Source organism: Specibacter cremeus (assembly GCF_003946885.1).
GTDB lineage: Bacteria > Actinomycetota > Actinomycetes > Actinomycetales > Micrococcaceae > Specibacter > Specibacter cremeus.
This window is the reverse complement of record NZ_RWKQ01000038.1, coordinates 1-15,620: the sequence shown is the minus strand read 5'-3', so window position 1 is coordinate 15,620 and position 15,620 is coordinate 1. Positions and strand designations below refer to the sequence as shown.

At 70.4% G+C, this 15,620-nt stretch carries 16 protein-coding genes; 8 read left to right on the top strand and 8 right to left on the bottom strand.

What is annotated here, in order from left to right; all coding sequences use genetic code 11:
• Positions 1–104 precede the first annotated feature (104 nt).
• From EJC77_RS14415 to EJC77_RS14400, 4 genes are all read left to right on the top strand, one after another.
• Entirely contained in the window at positions 105–536 is a 432-nt protein-coding gene (locus EJC77_RS14415) for a large conductance mechanosensitive channel protein MscL (RefSeq protein ID WP_125614002.1), read from the top strand.
• 182 nt (positions 537–718) lie between these two features.
• On the top strand, positions 719–1,525 hold the full coding sequence (locus EJC77_RS14410; RefSeq protein WP_205787371.1) for an HAD family hydrolase: 807 nt from the start codon (positions 719–721) through the stop codon (positions 1,523–1,525).
• A 10-nt stretch (positions 1,526–1,535) separates the two neighbouring features.
• On the top strand, positions 1,536–2,306 hold the full coding sequence (locus tag EJC77_RS14405) for a glycerophosphodiester phosphodiesterase family protein (protein WP_125613996.1): 771 nt from the start codon (positions 1,536–1,538) through the stop codon (positions 2,304–2,306).
• 167 nt (positions 2,307–2,473) lie between these two features.
• The gene (locus EJC77_RS14400) at positions 2,474–3,595 is read left to right on the top strand and encodes a glycerate kinase (protein WP_125613993.1); all 1,122 of its coding nucleotides are present in this window, start codon (positions 2,474–2,476) and stop codon (positions 3,593–3,595) included.
• A gap of 152 nt (positions 3,596–3,747) precedes the next feature.
• Here EJC77_RS14400 and EJC77_RS14395 read toward each other — a convergent pair whose 3' ends face one another.
• From EJC77_RS14395 to EJC77_RS14375, 5 genes are all read right to left on the bottom strand, one after another.
• Positions 3,748–5,505 (bottom strand): GMC oxidoreductase, encoded by a 1,758-nt coding sequence (locus tag EJC77_RS14395; RefSeq protein WP_125613990.1) that lies wholly within the window; start codon positions 5,503–5,505, stop codon positions 3,748–3,750.
• A 174-nt stretch (positions 5,506–5,679) separates the two neighbouring features.
• The gene (locus tag EJC77_RS14390; RefSeq protein WP_125613988.1) at positions 5,680–6,297 is read right to left on the bottom strand and encodes a CG0192-related protein; all 618 of its coding nucleotides are present in this window, start codon (positions 6,295–6,297) and stop codon (positions 5,680–5,682) included.
• Between the two features lie 75 nt (positions 6,298–6,372).
• Positions 6,373–7,233, bottom strand: coding sequence for a DUF2182 domain-containing protein (locus EJC77_RS14385; protein WP_205787369.1), 861 nt, complete (start codon positions 7,231–7,233; stop codon positions 6,373–6,375).
• A complete protein-coding gene (locus EJC77_RS14380; RefSeq protein ID WP_125614088.1) occupies positions 7,199–7,807 on the bottom strand; it encodes a DUF1326 domain-containing protein in 609 nt (202 codons plus the stop codon). Before EJC77_RS14380 ends, EJC77_RS14385 begins: the two co-directional genes overlap by 35 nt.
• Positions 7,808–8,181: 374 nt before the next feature.
• Entirely contained in the window at positions 8,182–9,627 is a 1,446-nt protein-coding gene (locus tag EJC77_RS14375; protein WP_125613982.1) for a glycosyltransferase 87 family protein, read from the bottom strand.
• Positions 9,628–9,738: 111 nt separating this feature from the next.
• Between EJC77_RS14375 and EJC77_RS14370 the strand changes: the two genes are divergently transcribed.
• Both EJC77_RS14370 and EJC77_RS14365 read left to right on the top strand, forming a co-directional pair.
• Positions 9,739–10,947 carry a molybdopterin-dependent oxidoreductase gene (locus tag EJC77_RS14370; protein ID WP_240630268.1) on the top strand — a complete coding sequence of 403 codons (1,209 nt, stop codon included), beginning with the start codon at positions 9,739–9,741 and terminating at the stop codon, positions 10,945–10,947.
• Positions 10,947–11,435: a hypothetical protein gene (locus EJC77_RS14365; RefSeq protein ID WP_125613979.1), complete on the top strand. Its 489-nt coding sequence runs from the start codon at positions 10,947–10,949 to the stop codon at positions 11,433–11,435. Before EJC77_RS14370 ends, EJC77_RS14365 begins: the two co-directional genes overlap by 1 nt.
• Here EJC77_RS14365 and EJC77_RS14360 read toward each other — a convergent pair.
• From EJC77_RS14360 to EJC77_RS14350, 3 genes are read right to left on the bottom strand one after another with little or no spacing between them, the layout of a single operon-like run.
• The gene (locus EJC77_RS14360) at positions 11,399–12,130 is read right to left on the bottom strand and encodes a methyltransferase domain-containing protein (RefSeq protein WP_125613976.1); all 732 of its coding nucleotides are present in this window, start codon (positions 12,128–12,130) and stop codon (positions 11,399–11,401) included. The two genes, EJC77_RS14365 and EJC77_RS14360, sit on opposite strands and share 37 nt — an antisense overlap.
• Complete coding sequence (locus EJC77_RS14355; protein ID WP_125613973.1) at positions 12,127–12,786, bottom strand: TIGR04282 family arsenosugar biosynthesis glycosyltransferase; 660 nt, start codon at positions 12,784–12,786, stop codon at positions 12,127–12,129. The genes EJC77_RS14360 and EJC77_RS14355 overlap by 4 nt, the downstream gene beginning before the upstream one ends.
• On the bottom strand, positions 12,783–13,511 hold the full coding sequence (locus EJC77_RS14350; protein WP_125613970.1) for a glycosyltransferase family 2 protein: 729 nt from the start codon (positions 13,509–13,511) through the stop codon (positions 12,783–12,785). The genes EJC77_RS14355 and EJC77_RS14350 overlap by 4 nt, the downstream gene beginning before the upstream one ends.
• 126 nt (positions 13,512–13,637) lie before the next feature.
• Here EJC77_RS14350 and EJC77_RS14345 point away from each other — a divergent pair, with 126 nt between their 5' ends.
• On the top strand, positions 13,638–14,366 hold the full coding sequence (locus tag EJC77_RS14345; RefSeq protein ID WP_125614082.1) for a response regulator transcription factor: 729 nt from the start codon (positions 13,638–13,640) through the stop codon (positions 14,364–14,366).
• A complete protein-coding gene (locus EJC77_RS14340; protein ID WP_125613967.1) occupies positions 14,356–15,471 on the top strand; it encodes a sensor histidine kinase in 1,116 nt (371 codons plus the stop codon). Before EJC77_RS14345 ends, EJC77_RS14340 begins: the two co-directional genes overlap by 11 nt.
• Positions 15,472–15,620 lie beyond the last annotated feature (149 nt).

Below are 15,620 nucleotides of genomic sequence, written 5' to 3'. Positions count from 1 at the left end.
TCATCCGAATGTTCATTTCCAACCGTTGACCGTTTCCAATGGGCAGGGCTACCGTGACGATAGGCGGCACATCGCCGTCGGCATGGTGATTATCGGAGGATCTGATGATTAGGGGATTCAAGAACTTTCTGATGCGGGGCGACGTCATCACGATCGCCGTCGGGCTGGTCGTTGCGCTGGCCTTCAGCACCTTGGTGAAGGCATTCACCGATTTCGTCATCAACCCGCTGATCGCGGCCATCGCGGGCGGTCAAACGCTCGGCTTGGGCTGGCAGCTCGGTGCGGCCGGGAACAAGACGACCTACCTGGACATTGGGTCGTTCATCTCCGCGATCATCTACTTCATCATCTTCATGGCGGTGGTGTACTTCCTGATCGTGGTTCCGTACAAGTCCGTCCAGGCACGCCGCGGCATAGTCGCCTTCGGGGACCCGGCGCCGTCCAAGACCTGCCCGGCCTGCCTCTCCGATGACCTTCCGTTGGCGGCGAGCAAATGCAAGTATTGCGGTTCGGATCAGGCGGTCACGGCCGTATAGAAACCGGTTCTCGGAAAGCGCCGTGATTGTTGCGCCATCCTGGAAATGCGTCCGGCAAATGCAACTTTTCCGGCCATGGCCGGCTCTTCCAGTTTCAACCACGGAATTGCGGACGGGATTTCCAGCGCCGTCAGGGAGATTGCACGTCCCGGGCGCACAGCGCGGTTGGGTAGCCTTGAGTGATGCGCTTGATTGCCAGTGACATCGACGGGACCATCCTCGGCCACGACGGGAAGATCAGCGACCGCACGGTCGCCGCGTTCCGCCGCGCCGCCGACGCCGGGGTGGAGATCGTGTTCGTCACGGGCCGGCCGCCGCGCTGGCTGGAACCGATCCGGGCCCAGATGGGCCACACCGGCACCGTCATCTGCTCCAACGGCGCCGTCACGTACGACCTGGCCACGGAAACCGTCGTCAACTCCCACCTGCTGCGGTGGGAGACCGTGGACCGGGTACAGCACATCATCCGGTCGCTGGTGCCGGCGCCGTACTTCGCCCTGGAGAGCCTGGACGGGCTGCACCTGGAATCGGGCTTCATGGAACCCGGCCAGGCCGCCCCGGACCTCGCGGCGCGCGTCGCGCCCATGCTGGAGCCGGCCATGGGCGACGGAGGGATCGTGAAGTTCCTGGCCGTCACCCGGGACGGCACGGCCGACCAGTTCCTCGCCACGGTGTACGCCCAGGTGGCGCCCCTGCTGTCCATCACGCATTCCGCGCCGGCCGCCGCACTGCTGGAGATGGGGCCGCTCGGCGTGAACAAGGCCGTCACGCTGGCCGAGTTCGCCGCATCCCGGGGCATCGCCGCCGCGGACGTCGTGGCGTTCGGCGACATGCCCAACGACATCGAGATGCTGCGGTGGGCCGGCACCGGCTATGCGATGGCCAGCGGCCACCCGGACGCGATCGCGGCCGCCGCCCGGCAGGCGCCGCATTTCGCGGACGACGGCGTCGCCCAGGTCATCGAGGCCCGGCTCGCGGCGCTGGGGTAAAGAGCGCCGGATGGCCGGGCCCCGCACGCCGTTCCTCGACTCGCCGATCCCGCTGGCCTTCGCGCACCGGGGCTTCTCGCCGCAGGGGTTGGAGAACTCCCTGGCCGCGTTCCGGGCCGCGGCGGCGTTGGGCTACACGCACCTCGAGTCGGACGTGCACACGACAGCCGACGGCGTCGCCATCCTGTTCCACGACGACACCCTGCTCCGGACCACAGGCGTTCCGGGCCGGATCGCGGACCTGCCCGCCGCCGTCGTCCTTCAGGCCCGCATCGGCGGCACCGAACCGATCGTCACGCTGGCCGAACTGGTCCAGGCCATGCCGGCGACGAAATTCAACCTGGACGTGAAGGACGCCGGTTCGGTGCCCACGCTGGCCGCCGCGATCGAGGAGTTCGGGCTGCACGACCGGGTACTCGTGGCGTCGTTCTCCGACAAGCGGCGCCGGGCGGTGCTGCGCCGGCTGTCCCGGCCGGTGGCCAGTTCCGCGGGGACTGCCACGATGGCCGCGTTCGTGCTCGGCGGGTGGCTGCCGCGGCCGCTGCTGCGGTGGTTCCTGCGGGACACCGACGCGTTGCAGATCCCGCGCCGGCGCTTCGGCATCACCTTGGTGACGCGGCGCTCCGTGGTCCGGGCGCACCGGCACGGGCTGGCCGTGCACGTGTGGACCATCAACGTGCCGCAAGAGATGCGCGAGCTGTTCGACCTGGGCGTGGACGGTGTCATGACCGACCGCGCCGACCTGCTCGCCGACGTCATGCGGGAGCGCGGCTATTGGTGATGGCGGCCACGCCCGGTGGTCGAGCCTGTCGAGACCCGGTGGTCGAGCCTGTCGAGACCCCGGTGCTCGAGCCAGGGCCCACGGCCGCGAGGGGCCCCGACCGAGCTTGCGAGGGCGGGGAGCGGCTGGGGAGCGAGACCCGCCCGGACAGCTGGCAGGATGGACCCATGCGAATCTTGATTGCACCGGACAAGTTCAAGGGCACGCTCACCGGCGTCGAGGCCGCGGCGGCCATGAGCGAGGGCGCCCTGCGCGTCTACCCTGACGCCGTCGTCACCGCCCTGCCCGTGGCCGACGGCGGCGAGGGCACCCTGGAGGCGGCCGTCGCGGCGGGCTTCGAGGAGCGGTTGAACTCGGTCATCGGGCCGATCGTGAAGCCGGTCGGGGCCGCCTGGGCGCTGGGTGACCGTCATGGCAAACGCACGGCCGTCATCGAGACGGCGCAGGCCAGCGGCTACCTGCTCAGCGAGCCGACGGTGGAGAACGCCCTGCGCGCCCACTCGTACGGGTCCGGCCAGCTGATCGCCGCGGCGCTGGAGGCCGGCGCCACGGAGCTGATCATCGGGCTGGGCGGATCGGCCATGACCGATGCCGGCACCGGCGCGCTGCGCGCGCTCGGGCTGAAGCTGCTGGACGCGGCCGGGAACCTGGTCCCGCTCGGCGGCGGGTCCCTGCAGGACGTCGCCTCCATTGACGCCTCCGGACTGGATCCGCGGCTGGCGGCCGTGCGCATCCGCATGGCCGTCGACGTGGACAACCCGCTGTACGGAATCACGGGGGCCGCCCACGTGTTCGGGCCGCAGAAGGGGGCAGACGACGACGCCGTCCAGCGCCTGGACGCCGGGCTCAAGCACCTGGCCGCCCTGGTGTTGGCGGACACCGGCGTCGACATCAACATGCCCGGTGCCGGGGCGGCCGGTGGCTTCCCCGCCCTGTTCACGGCCTACGCGAAGGCGGCCATCGAGCGCGGCTTCGACCTCGTGGCCGAGCTCGTGGACCTGGACGCCGCACTCGCGGACGCCGACCTGGTCATCACCGGCGAGGGTTCCATGGACGAGCAGTCACTGTCCGGGAAGGCGCCCATCGGCGTGGCCGACGCCGCGCACGCGAGGGGACTGCCCGTCGTCGTCGTTGCCGGGCGCATCGCCGTGACGGCCGAGCAGCTGGCCGGGCACGGCGTCGTGGCGGCCGCCAGCGCCGCCGACGTGGCCCGGTCGCCCGAGGCGGCCATGGCCGACGCCGCCCGTTACACTGCGTTGGCCACGGCGGAGGCGCTGAACGGGATCTAGCCGCCGGTGGTCGAGCTTGTCGAGACCTGATTTCGGCAGGCTCAATCGCCGGTGGTCGAGCTTGTCGAGACCTGATTTCGGCAGGCTCAATCACCGGTGGTCGAGCTTGTCGAGACCTGATTTCGGCAGGCTCAATCACCGGTGGCTTCGGCTCAATCACCGGGTCCGGCGCCTGACCCGAAGCCGTCCTCCGTCAAGTTGTCGGCAAGGTCCTGGGCCAGCGCCACCATCGTCATGGTGGGGTTCCAGGAGCCGCCGGTGGGCCAGAGCCCGCCACCGGTGACGAAGACGTTGCCGACGCCGTTGAGCCGGTAGTCCACGCCGACCGTGGCGTCCGCCCCCTCGCCGATCGGCAGCGACGAACTTTCATGGACCAAGCCCGGGACGCGCCGCTCCGGGATGCTCGGGCGCTCGGCGCCCCAACTTCCGGTGTCCGGGTCGCCGTGCCAGTATTCAACACGGCCCGCGCCGCCCGGGGATAGCACGCGCTCCAGCATCTGGAAGGTGCCCTCGTCCATGGTGTCCCACGTGGCGTCGTCCGTGCCGTTGGCCAGGACCTGCAGCGTGACATTGCACGTCGGATCCGCGCCCCCGGATGGCAACAGGTGGTTCTCCGGGTTGGCCTCATCCAGCTCGCCCAGGACGGCACAGACAAACACCAAGTACTCCTCCGAGGACCGCAGCTGGGCGAGGGAGGCGGTGGCCACCACGTCCGGGGCGTAACGTTCGGACTTTTGCGCGTTCTCATCCGGATGCCGGTCCGAGAGGACGGAGAGCTGCACGTGGTACTGCATGCCCGCCGGGCTCTTGCCGGCCAGGTAGATGGCCGCCAGCTCAAGGTCGCCCAGCTTTTCGCCGAAGTCGAAGTCCTTCCGGGGCACCCGGGCCACCACCGAGGTGATGAAATGGGCGCTGAACGTCTCGCCGGCACCGGGGGTGTCCGGGAAGGAGTTCAGCACCAGGGTGGTCGGCGGCAGGGTGCCCATCGCCAGCACCAGGTTGGCCTGGCCCACATTGACCACGCCGCGGGTCGTCTCCAGCGCCGTGGCCCGGCCGTCCTGCGCCAGGATCCGTCCAACCGTGCAGTCCGTGACAATCTGCAGCGGCGCACCATTGCCCTGGGCGGCCAGGGCGGCCTGCCGGTCCGCGAGTTCCAGCAGCACGGCCGGTGTGGAGAACTTGGCAAAGTCCACGCCCGAGCTGGCGCCGGCCGCCGCGGCCAGCGGGGCCGGCATGGTGCGTGTTGCGGAGTCGATCTTGTGCAGGCCGTCCGCCAGGCGCTGTTGCAGGGCTTTTTGCATGATCCCGTAGACCGGCCGGGTCTGGCTGATCAATGCCAGCGCGTCGGGGGATTGCCCGGCATCGATGTGGTCCGCGGCAATGACGTTCAGCAGATCCTCCGCCGACTTGAAGTGGGCGCGCGCGGCATCCATGACGGGCCGTGGCCAGCCCCGCATTTCGTTCTCCTCGGGGCGGGGGCACCAGGCGCTCCACATGATGCTGCGGCCCCCGTAAAACGGGACCATGCCGTGTTGCCAGGAAATCTTGCCGGCCGGCTGGTTGGCCGTGGCCGCCGCGAGGGTCCAGGGGAACGTTTCGGAGAGCCCGCCCAAGGTCTGCCGGTAGGGCAGTGGCAGGTTCTGGAAGTGCTGGGGCAGGAAGAACGGGCCCCGCTCGATGATCAGGATCCGGGCGTGCGGGTTCCGCGACAGTGTGCGTTCGGCGAAGGCGTGGGCGCAGAACCCGCTGCCAATGACGATGTGGTCGAATTGCTGTTCCTCACGTGCCGTTTTCCACGCCCCTTCGGACAGGAAGAACACGTGGTCCATCACTTTCTGCGGCGTGGGTCCCTGGGGTCCGGGTGTGGGGAACCCGTGGGCGAAATTCTGGGACGAGGATACTGCGCTCATGTCATGCCTCCATCAGCCGGATAGTTTTCCGGGGGACAGGAAAGCACGCTCCACCGGTGTCAGCGGCCCGCTCCGGCCTCCCCAGCAAGGCCTACACCGGTCAGCCAATCACCACGGCAACCATTTGACAATAGAAAGCCGTTCTGTGACACAGCTGTTAATCGCCGGGGCGCCCTATCCCACCGTCGCCAGCAACAGCGGCGTGCCGGATTCCCCGGTGGTCGCGGTGAGCGAGTGGGGGACGACGACGGCGGCGGCCTGCGGCAGCCGGTGCACGGACAGGGTCAGTGCGCCCGCGCTGACGGTTGTCACGCCGTCAACCGTCGAGGCGGATACGGCATCGATGACCGGTACAGGCGTCCCCGGTTCGCCGGATCCCGTCACGGCGACGGATTCGGGAAGGGCGACCAGCTCGCCGTCGATCTCCCTGACCTGCGCGGCCTGCGGCGCCCCGGCCAGGAGCGCGCCGGCCAGCGCGGCGACATAGACCGGATCGGTGCAGGCGTCGTACGCCCACCGCTGACCCAGGACGGAGTGGTCCATGGTCCCAATCAGGGCCGCACCGGGCAGCGGCGCGGCGCGATACGTCAGCGGCACCTGCAGCACCGGGCCGCCGTCGACCCTCACCAGCAGGGTCTCGATGCCCACCTCGCCGGCGGGGTCGTCGTAGCGGAACGACGCCACGCGGACCAGCGTGGACGCGTCCCCGGAAAACCAGGGCTGGCCGGGCAGCCAGGTTGCGAGCAGTTCCAGTTTGGTGGGCCGCAATGCGGCATCGTGGATGAGCGCCATGGGGTCCAGCCTAGGGGTATTGCATCCTTGGCGGTACGCACCCAAGGGACAGGATAGCGGTGGCCGGGGCCGGCCCTACATCCCGGCCACCCCGACGAGAGCAGGCTGCAGCGGCACGGCGATCGCCAGGATGAGCAGCAGCCCGCCGACGGCGTAGCTGAATTGCCTGCCGTACCGCCAGGTCTTTTCCACAAAGACGACGCCGGCCAGCAGGACCATCCAGACGATGTTCATCATGCCCACGGCCACCAGAACCAGCATCAGGCTCCAACAACAGCCCAGACAGTAGCCGCCATGCCAGAAGCCCGCACGGACATCACGGAGCGGGCCCCGGAAGTTCCCGACATGAAGGAGCACGGCAAGGGGCGAGCGGCAGTGCGAGAGGCAACGGTTCTTGGCCGGTGTGAACTGGTAGACGCCGGCCACCGCGAGGGCCGCGGCATCAATCCAGGGCGCGGCCGACCCAGACGGTCCGCTGAGCACGCCAAAGGCCCGGGTGGCCGCAAAAGCAATGATCCCGTACGCCGCCCACACCAGCAGGTAGCCCACAACCAGACCGACGGCCCGTCCGGCCGGCAAGGCGCCCGCCGGCCGGACGCCCCCCGGCCGGACGCCCGCCGGCCGGGAGCCGGCCGGCCGGGAGCCGGCCGGTGCGGGGCCGGCGTCCGGCAAACCGGGCGGACCGGCACCTATCGTTCGGACATAGATCGTGGCGACGGGAGCAACCGCAGGCAGCATCATGGCGGCCATCATGCACATCCAGACGCCCAAAAAGGCACCCACGCCGGGCTGCGGGGCCATGCCGGCGCCCATGCGCGCCGGCATGGCCGCCGCGTAGGCCACGATCCAGGCCCACGCCATGGCACTGGCCAGCAGGAGCGTGGACCAGACGGCCGGCGCGCTACGCCGCCCAGGCGAAGTCCCTGTAGTGGCCATTCTTGCCCGTGTTGTCGAAGGACCAGCCGTAGTCCGGGTCATTGAAGGTGCCGATGCTGCTTTGCGCAATCGGCAGATCGGCGCCCATCGGATGGAAGATGTTTGTCAGCCGCATGACGGTGTCCGCCCCCGTGGCACGGATCCCCGTGACCTCGAAGTCCATGATGCCCGGCACCGTCACCCGGCGCGTGTCGTCGTGGGACTCAAAGGCAATCGGGACAAACTTGACCCCCAGTTGCTCGGAGATCAGCCCCGCCAGCATGGCCGGTGGGCCGCCGAGCGCACCGGAAAGGATACCGCCCAGGGCTTGGCGCTGGGCGTCGTCGGCCCGCTCGTCCACGTAGACGGCGACCCGCCAGCCGCCCGAACCCATGACTGCCGGCGAGTCCACCACCAGGACGGCGCCGAGGCCGTCGAGGCGTACGCCGTCGTTCTGGCCGCTGGTGATGTTAATGGCGAGCGGGACATAGCACCGCTCGTTGTCCGCCGGTCCCTGCAGGGACGATGTGACGCACGGGCAGAGCACGTCGCAATTGCAGTTTTCCAGGTATTCGCCTGCTAGTTCCCAGGCCATGCTGATCACTCTGGTTTCACTCTTGGAACGTATGGAATATGAATGGAGCTTCCGCGCCGCCGGAAGCGCGCCGTCAGTCTTTGGCGGCGCCGGCCGTGACTTCGAATCCCCCGGCAGGGCTGATCTGCAGTCCCTGCTCCCGGCTGGGGTCACTACGGATCGAATTCGCCGCCGTTGCGGGCCCGGTCTTGAATGAGCTGACTCTCGCGAACATACCCGTCCTCCGAATGCCACGATTGATCCCGGGGCCATTTTAGTCCTCCGCCGGTGCAAAGGCGCCGGCAGATCCGGGAAAAGCTGGCCCGACGGTGCCGGCCCGTCGTCCCGCCCGTCTTTGCAGCCACGGGCCTGGCAGGTCCGCGGGGCGGCACCGTCTAGATCGCCAGTGGCGGACCGGCGACGTCGGTGCGCGCCCTGCGTCGCCGCCACACGGCGGCCGCCGCGATGAGCAGCGCGGCGGCCGCCAGCAACAACCGGTCCAGCCAGGTGGCGTAGGGCTGGCCGCCGGTCAGGTACATCACCGTCAGCACCGGCGGTATGAGCAGGTATTCGTACCGGCGGCTGAGGACCACAAACGGCAGCAGCAGCAGGGCGTACCACTCGTAGGCGGGGCTGGCCACCAGCAATGTGGCACCGGTCATCAGCACCTGGCCGTCCCACGGGTTGGCCGGGCCGGTGTGGCGCCAAACATGCAGGGCCAGCCCGGCCAGCAGCAGGATGCCGGCAACCACGTCCCAGGGCGCCGGCAATGCCACCTGCAACAGGGCGAACCGGGACGTGGTGCCGCCGCCGACGTACCCCTCCTCCCGGAGGTAGCCGGGCAGATACCCGAGCACCGCCGGACCGCCGGCCAGCACATAGGGGGCGTAGGCTGCGGCAAACGTGCCGGCGGCGGCCAGGACAAAGCGCCCGGGCTTGCGGTACAGCAGGCCCGGGGCGGTGATGACGGGAATGAGCTTGGCCGCCACCGCGGCGCCGAAGGCCACCCCGGAGCGCAGGGGGCGCCCCCCGGCCAGCAGCAGCGCCGAGGCGGCCGCCAGGGCGGCGCCCAGGACATCCACGTGGGCGCCATTGACCGCCTCAAAGGCCACCAGCGGGCACCACGCCCACCAGACGGCCTGGTGGGCCGGCCGGCCGGCCCGGCGCAGGAAGCGCAGCAGCATGGCCGTGACACCCAGGCTGATCGCCAGCCCGGCCAGTTGGAACGCGATGAACCCGACCTCCGGTCCCGGCGCCAGGCGCACGGCCAGGAAATACAATTCGGCCACGGCCGGGTAGACCGTCGGCACGTGCGGCCGGTTGATGGCCGTGCACAGGGGACTGCCGTCGGGACTGTTGGTGGTTATCACGGTTCCCGTGGGGAACGGATGGGTGTAGCAATTCTCTCCGGGGGCCGGTTCGTGGAACAGCCAGCCCGGCCGCAGGGACTCCAGGGCCTGGTCGGCGGGGACGTACGCGTACGGCGAGATCCCCGCTTTTTGGACCATCCCGTCCCACGCGTAGCGGGCCGAGTCGCTGCTGATCACCGGCGGCGCGGATGTCGCGACGCCGCCCAGGAGCAGGGATCCGAGCAAGACAAACGTGCCCGCATGCCGTGCCGGCAGCCGTCGGGCGGCAAGCGCGGCAGCCACGAAGACGGCCCAGGCCGCCAGCATGCCGGACAGCGGCGCCCATCCGCCGTGTGCCTGCCCGGCGACCGTCACGTAAATGATGCCGGCCAACCCCACCACCAACAGGGACGTCGTCACGATGGCCGTCACGGGTGCGCGCCCCAGCGGGCCACGGGGGGACGGCACGGGGCCGTGCGGCGCATTCCTCACACGTCGATACTGCCCCCCGCAGCGCCCGGGCGGACCCCCGGGGCGCAATTCGTTCGGCTTTCGTAAGGTCTGGGGCGGGCGCGGTTCCGCTGCCGGTGGTGTGCTGAATCCATGGACCGATTGACCACGAAACTGCAGGCCCGGATGGATGCGCTCGGTGCGGCATCCGCCTCGCCCCTGCGCGGCAGACGCCTCACGGTGATCCTGGGCCGCTGGCTCGGCGCGGCGTTCGTCATCTGCTTCCTCACGGGGCTGTACAGCCACCTTCTGCAGCAGCCGCCGGCCTGGATGGTGCTCCTGCCGCGCCCGGTCTGGCTGTACCGGCTCACCCAGGGCGTGCATGTGGCCACCGGAATCGGGTCGATCCCGCTCCTGCTGGCCAAGCTGTGGTCCGTTTTCCCCGAGTTGCTGCGCTGGCCGCCCATCCGCTCGGTCCTCCACGCACTGGAGCGGGCCTCGATCGCCCTACTGGTGGCGTCGTCGCTGGTCGAGGTGGGCATCGGGCTCGTCAACACCTTCGAATGGTACCCGTGGCCCTTCCCCTTCAAGACCGTCCACTACTGGCTGGCCTGGGTGATCGTCTCCTCACTGGCATTGCACGTGGCCATCAAACTACCGGTGATCGCCGCGCACTGGCGTCGGGGCCCGGCGGAATCCGCCGACCCGGCACCGGCCGGCCGGCCGAACGGCATGCCGGCGGAGCCAGCGGGTGCCGCGTCCCCCGGCTGGAACCGCCGCGCCCTGTTGGCGGCGGTGGCCGCCGCCACCGGCGCCGCCGTGCTGACCACCGCGGGGCAGTCGTTCGGTGGGCTGGCCGGGTTCAACGTGTTTGCCCCCCGCCGCCAGGGCACCGGCCCGCAACGCCTCCCCGTCACCCGGACGGCGGCCGAGGCCGGGGTGGCCACGACGGCGCTCGCGACCGGCTGGACGCTGACCGTGACCTACCGGCAGCGGCAGGAGACGTTTTCCCTGGCCCGGCTCCGGGCCCTGCCCCAGCACACCAGCGAACTGCCCATCGCCTGCGTGGAGGGCTGGAGCCAGGACGCTCTCTGGCGTGGTGTTCGCATCCGTGACCTGCTGGCCACCGTGGGTGCCCCGGCGGACTCGGACGCGCGGGTCCACAGCCTGGAACAGCACGGCAACTATGCGGCGTCCACGCTGCCCGCCGCGTACAGCCGGGACGACCTGACCCTGCTCGCACTGGAACTCAACGGGGCCCCGCTGGACCTGGACCATGGCTATCCGGCCCGGGTCATGGCGCCCGGCCGGCCGGGCGTGTTGCAGACGAAATGGGTTCGCCGGATCGAGGTGCTGGGCTGATGCGCGCCACACGATCGCCCCGCACGACGACGGCGGCCCGGCTGGCGCTGGGACTGCTCGGCACGGTGGGCATCGGCTACGGATTGTGGGAGCTGGTCACCCACCTTCCGGCGGACCAGTTGGCCGGCCTTATTGCCTGGCTCGGCGTCGCGCTGCTGCTCCACGACGGCGTGCTGGTGCCGTTGACGACCGTCGCCGGTCGTGGACTGAAGAGGATCACCCATGGCCTCGGCGCGCTGCAACAGGCCATCATTCGCGGGGCACTTGTGTGCGGTTGCGTCATGACCCTGATCGTGGCACCGCTGCTTGGCGCCCGGGCGGTCCTGCAACCGGAGGGTCCGGCCAGCGCGGTCAACCGCACCATCCTGCAGGGCGCCTATGGCGCCTCCCTGCTCCTGATGTGGCTGGGACTGGCGCTCGCGGCGGCCGCCGGGGTGGCCGCCGTCGGACTTCACGGCCGGCGCAAGGTGACGAAGACGCGCCCCTGAACGTGCCTGGTTCCGGCAACCGCCAGACCCGCCCTGCCCGCGTGGCCGGCCAGGGCGTCGGCGCCCACCAGCGCCCACGGGAACGGCTCGCTGGCATGGCCGGGGGCGTCCTCGAGCACGGCGGAAAAGCTCACGTCGAGGGTGGGCAGCGGATCGGCCTCCACGACGACGCGGCCGGCAGGTGCCAGCAGCGCGGCCAGCCTGGCCAGCAGCACGGTGGCGTTGCCGCCGATGCCGATGTTGCCGTCCAGCAACAATGCCGCACCCCATCCGCCCTCATGGGGCAGGGGCGCAAAGACCGACTGCCGCAATGCCCTGGCGCCCCGGGCCCGGGCCAGCCCCACGGCCACCGCGCTTGGATCCACACCCACCGCCGCGATCCCGGCCCGGGCGGCGGCGACCAGCATCCGGCCCGGGCCGCAGCCCACATCAAGCAGCGGCCCGGCCAGGGTGGCGAGCAGGTCGAATTCGCACGCCGTGGCGGGCGCGCACCAGTCCCGGACGCTGAAATATGTGGCGTCGGAGTCCGGGGCGATGCCGCCGTCCACGGCATGAAGGGTGATGCGGCCCAGGCCCCGCAACAGCGTGCGCTCATAGGGTTCCAGGCCGCCTTGGCCGAAAAACCCCGTGCGCCCGTGCGCCCCGGACCCGGCCACGGTTGACACCGCCACGGTTGACACTGCCGGGGCGCTCATAGTGGCACCGCCGTGCCCCGGCGGGCGGGCAGTGACAACGCCCGGACCGCCCTGCCGAACTCGCTGCCCGGACACGCGGCGGCCACCCGGAGGGCGTCGTCGAAGGTGTCCACATCGGTCAGCGCCGGCAGCCTCCCCACGGCAAGACCGGCGGCGGCCAGCCGGCGCCCCTGCTCATCGCCGGTGCCGGCCGTGGACATGGGGACACCGCGGATCAGTGCGCCATCCGGGCGGTGCAGGCCCAGGGCCCAGAAGCCGCCGTCGCGCGCGGGGCCCAGCCAGGCGGGAAACCGTGGCCGGGGTTGCCGCCAATCGGCGACCAGCTCGGCCAGGAGTCCGGGCGTGAACTGCGGGGTGTCCATGCCCAGGATGAGCAGCGGCCCCGCGGTCAGCCGGCACACCGCGGCCAGCCGTTCATCCAGCCCGCCGCCGGCCTGGGCGAACACCTCAAAACCCTCCGCGTCGCACGGCCGCGGCATCCCCTCGAACACCAGCAGTCGGCGGTCGGCGTCCACGGCGCGCACCGTCCTCAGGGTCTGGCTGAGGCTGGCCTGGGCCAGCGTTGCCGCCTGGACCGCGGTGAGCGGTGGGGTGAGCCGCGTCTTCACCCTGCCCGGCCGGCACTCCTTGGCAATCACCGCGATGCTCAGGTTCATGGCCCGGCCCCCGGCGCGGCCGGCGGGGAGCCGGCGGGCGTGCGCGACCGGGCGGCCGCCAGCTGTGCCGACATGTCCTTCACCGCGGTCAGCGTCCCGCGAACCGTTCCGGTCACCTTGGACCGGCCCGTCCGGGGCAGATAGGGGACGGGGATTTCGGTGACCCGCCAGCCGGCCCGGTGTGCCGCCAGGAACATTTCCAGCGGGTAGCCGCTGCGCCTGTCCCGCAGGTCCAGGGACAGCAGTGCGCCGCGGCGGGCCAGCCGCAGCGGCCCCAGGTCGGTCAACGGCACCCCCGTCATTCTGCGCAGCCGCCAGGCCAGCCAGGCGTTCGCCACACGGGCATGGGCGGGCCACGCCCCGCGCCGCGGCTTCCGGGCCCCGAGCACCAGGTCCGCCCGCCCGGATTCCACCAAGGCCAGCATCGGCACCAGCCCGGCCGGGTCCAGCGAACCGTCGCAATCGCAGAAGGCCACGTAGTCGGCGGTCGCCGCGAGCAGGCCGGCATGGGCGGCGGCGCCGAAGCCGCGGCGGGGCTCACGCACGACGACGGCCCCGAGTTGCGCGGCCAGCTCACCCGATCCGTCCGTCGAGCCGTTGTCCACCACGATGGCGCGGAAGCCCGCAGGCAGGGCGGCCAGCACTCGGGGGAGGGCGCCGGCCTCGTCCAGGCAGGGCAGCACCACGTCCACCAGAGGGGCGGTGCCGCCGGTCGTTTCCTTCATGCTTCGACGGTAGAGTCTGCACCGGCGCCTGGCCGGGCCAAATCCTTACGGAACCGGGACAAATGCGTCCGGTGGCCGGATTCCCAGCCGCCCGCCGGTCTTGAAACCTATGCTGGGAGGGTGAACATGGCGGCCCAGGACCGGGAGATCGGCAACAGGCGCGTCCTGCTGGTCGAGGACGAGGCAACCATCGCCCATGTGGTGCGCGACTACCTGGTCCAGGCCGGCCTGCAGGTGGACTTGGCGGCCGACGGATTCACGGCCCTGCACCTGGCGTTGACCCGCACCCCCGACTTGATCATCCTTGATCGCCTGCTGCCCGGGCTGGACGGGGCGGAGGTGTGCCGGCGCATCCGCCAGACGCAGACCATGCCCATCATCATGCTCACCGCCCTGGGCACCGAGGAGGACCGGATCCTGGGCCTGGAAATGGGGGCGGACGACTATGTGACCAAGCCGTTCTCGCCCCGCGAGCTGGTGCTCCGGGTGAAGTCCGTGCTGCGCCGCAGTCTCAGGGACTATGCCCCGGAGCAACCCGTGGAGCTGGCCGGCTTCGAGCTCAACCCGGCGTCCCGCGAGGTGCGGCACCGGGGCGTGCCGTTGTCCCTGACGGCCCGCGAATTTGATCTGCTCGCGTTTTTTCTCCGCCGCCCCAACCAGGTTTTCAGCCGGGATGTGCTCATCAAGGCCGTCTGGGGGTGGGATTTCGGGGACCTGTCCACCGTCACCGTGCACGTGCGCCGGCTGCGGGAGAAGATCGAGGACGTGCCCACGGCACCCGTGCTGCTGAAAACCGTGTGGGGCGTGGGGTACAGGTTCGACGACGGCACGCAGGCGGGTGCCGGTGAGCGCTAGCGACCTTTTCACCATCATCCGGGTGGTGCTCATGTGGGCCGTGATCATCGGCCTGGTGACCGTGGTGTTGCAGCGCCTGCTGCGCCGGACGTCCATCGTGGTGCAGATCCTCCTTGTGGTCGTGGGCACCCTGGGCGTGTTGGTCGCCGGAATGGTGGGCGCGTTCAACGCCATGTTCCTCTCCGCCCATGACGTCCAGGTCATGTGGTACATCCTGGCCATCGCCTCCGTGGTGGCTGTGGCGGTGGCCCTGGCCCTGGGCATTGGCGTGGCCCGGAACACGAACCGGCTGGTCGGTGCGGCGGCACGGATCGGGCGGGGCGAGACGGTGGCGCCGGCCGGGACGATGAGTTCGGAGCTGGCGGCGCTCGCCGCCGAGCTCAAGGCGACCAGCGAGAAGCTTGAGGAATCCCGCCGGCGCGAGTTGGCCGTCGAGCAGGCGCGGCGCGAACTGGTGGCCTGGGTCTCCCACGACCTGCGCACCCCGCTGGCCAGCATGCGCGCCATGGCGGAGGCGCTGGAGGACGGCGTGGCCGATGACGTCTCCGGCTACCACCGGCGCATCATCGCCCAGGCGGACCGGATGGCCGTGCTGGTCAATGACCTGTTGGAACTGTCCAGGATCCAGGCCGGGACGATGGTGCTCAACCGCCAGCAGCTAGACCTGAACGACCTGGTCAGCGATGCCATAGCCGATCTTGTCCCGCTGGCCGCCGGCCGTGGCATCGGCATCAACGGCGACGGCGTGCAGTCCACCCTTGTTGCCGTCGACGGGGCCTCCCTGGGCCGCGCCATCCGCAACGTGATCCTCAACGGCATCCTGTACAGCCCGCCCGGAAGCACCGTGGGCATCTCCGTCCGGTCGGGTGCGGGGTGGGCCACGGTGGATGTGCAGGACGGCTGCGGCGGCATCGCCGAGGCGGACAGGGCCAGGATGTTCACGCCGGGCTGGCAAAAGGACTCGGGCCGGACCGGGTCGCGATTCAGCGGGGCGGGCGTCGGCCTGAGCCTGGTGGCCGGGATCGTGCGGGCGCACCAGGGGAGCGTGGAGGTGGCCAACGTCGACGGCGGGTGCCGGTTCAGCCTGCGCGTCCCCACCGGCTGACCGACGCTGCCCCGGGCCAGTCGCGGCGGTCAATCGTCACTTTCAGAAGGCGGCTGCACCAAACAGCAGCGACTACTTCGTTAAGGGCTCGCATAGAAATTAGGTCTGTTTTGCCGTGAATTTTCGGTAGTCTCGTGCTATGGAAGAGA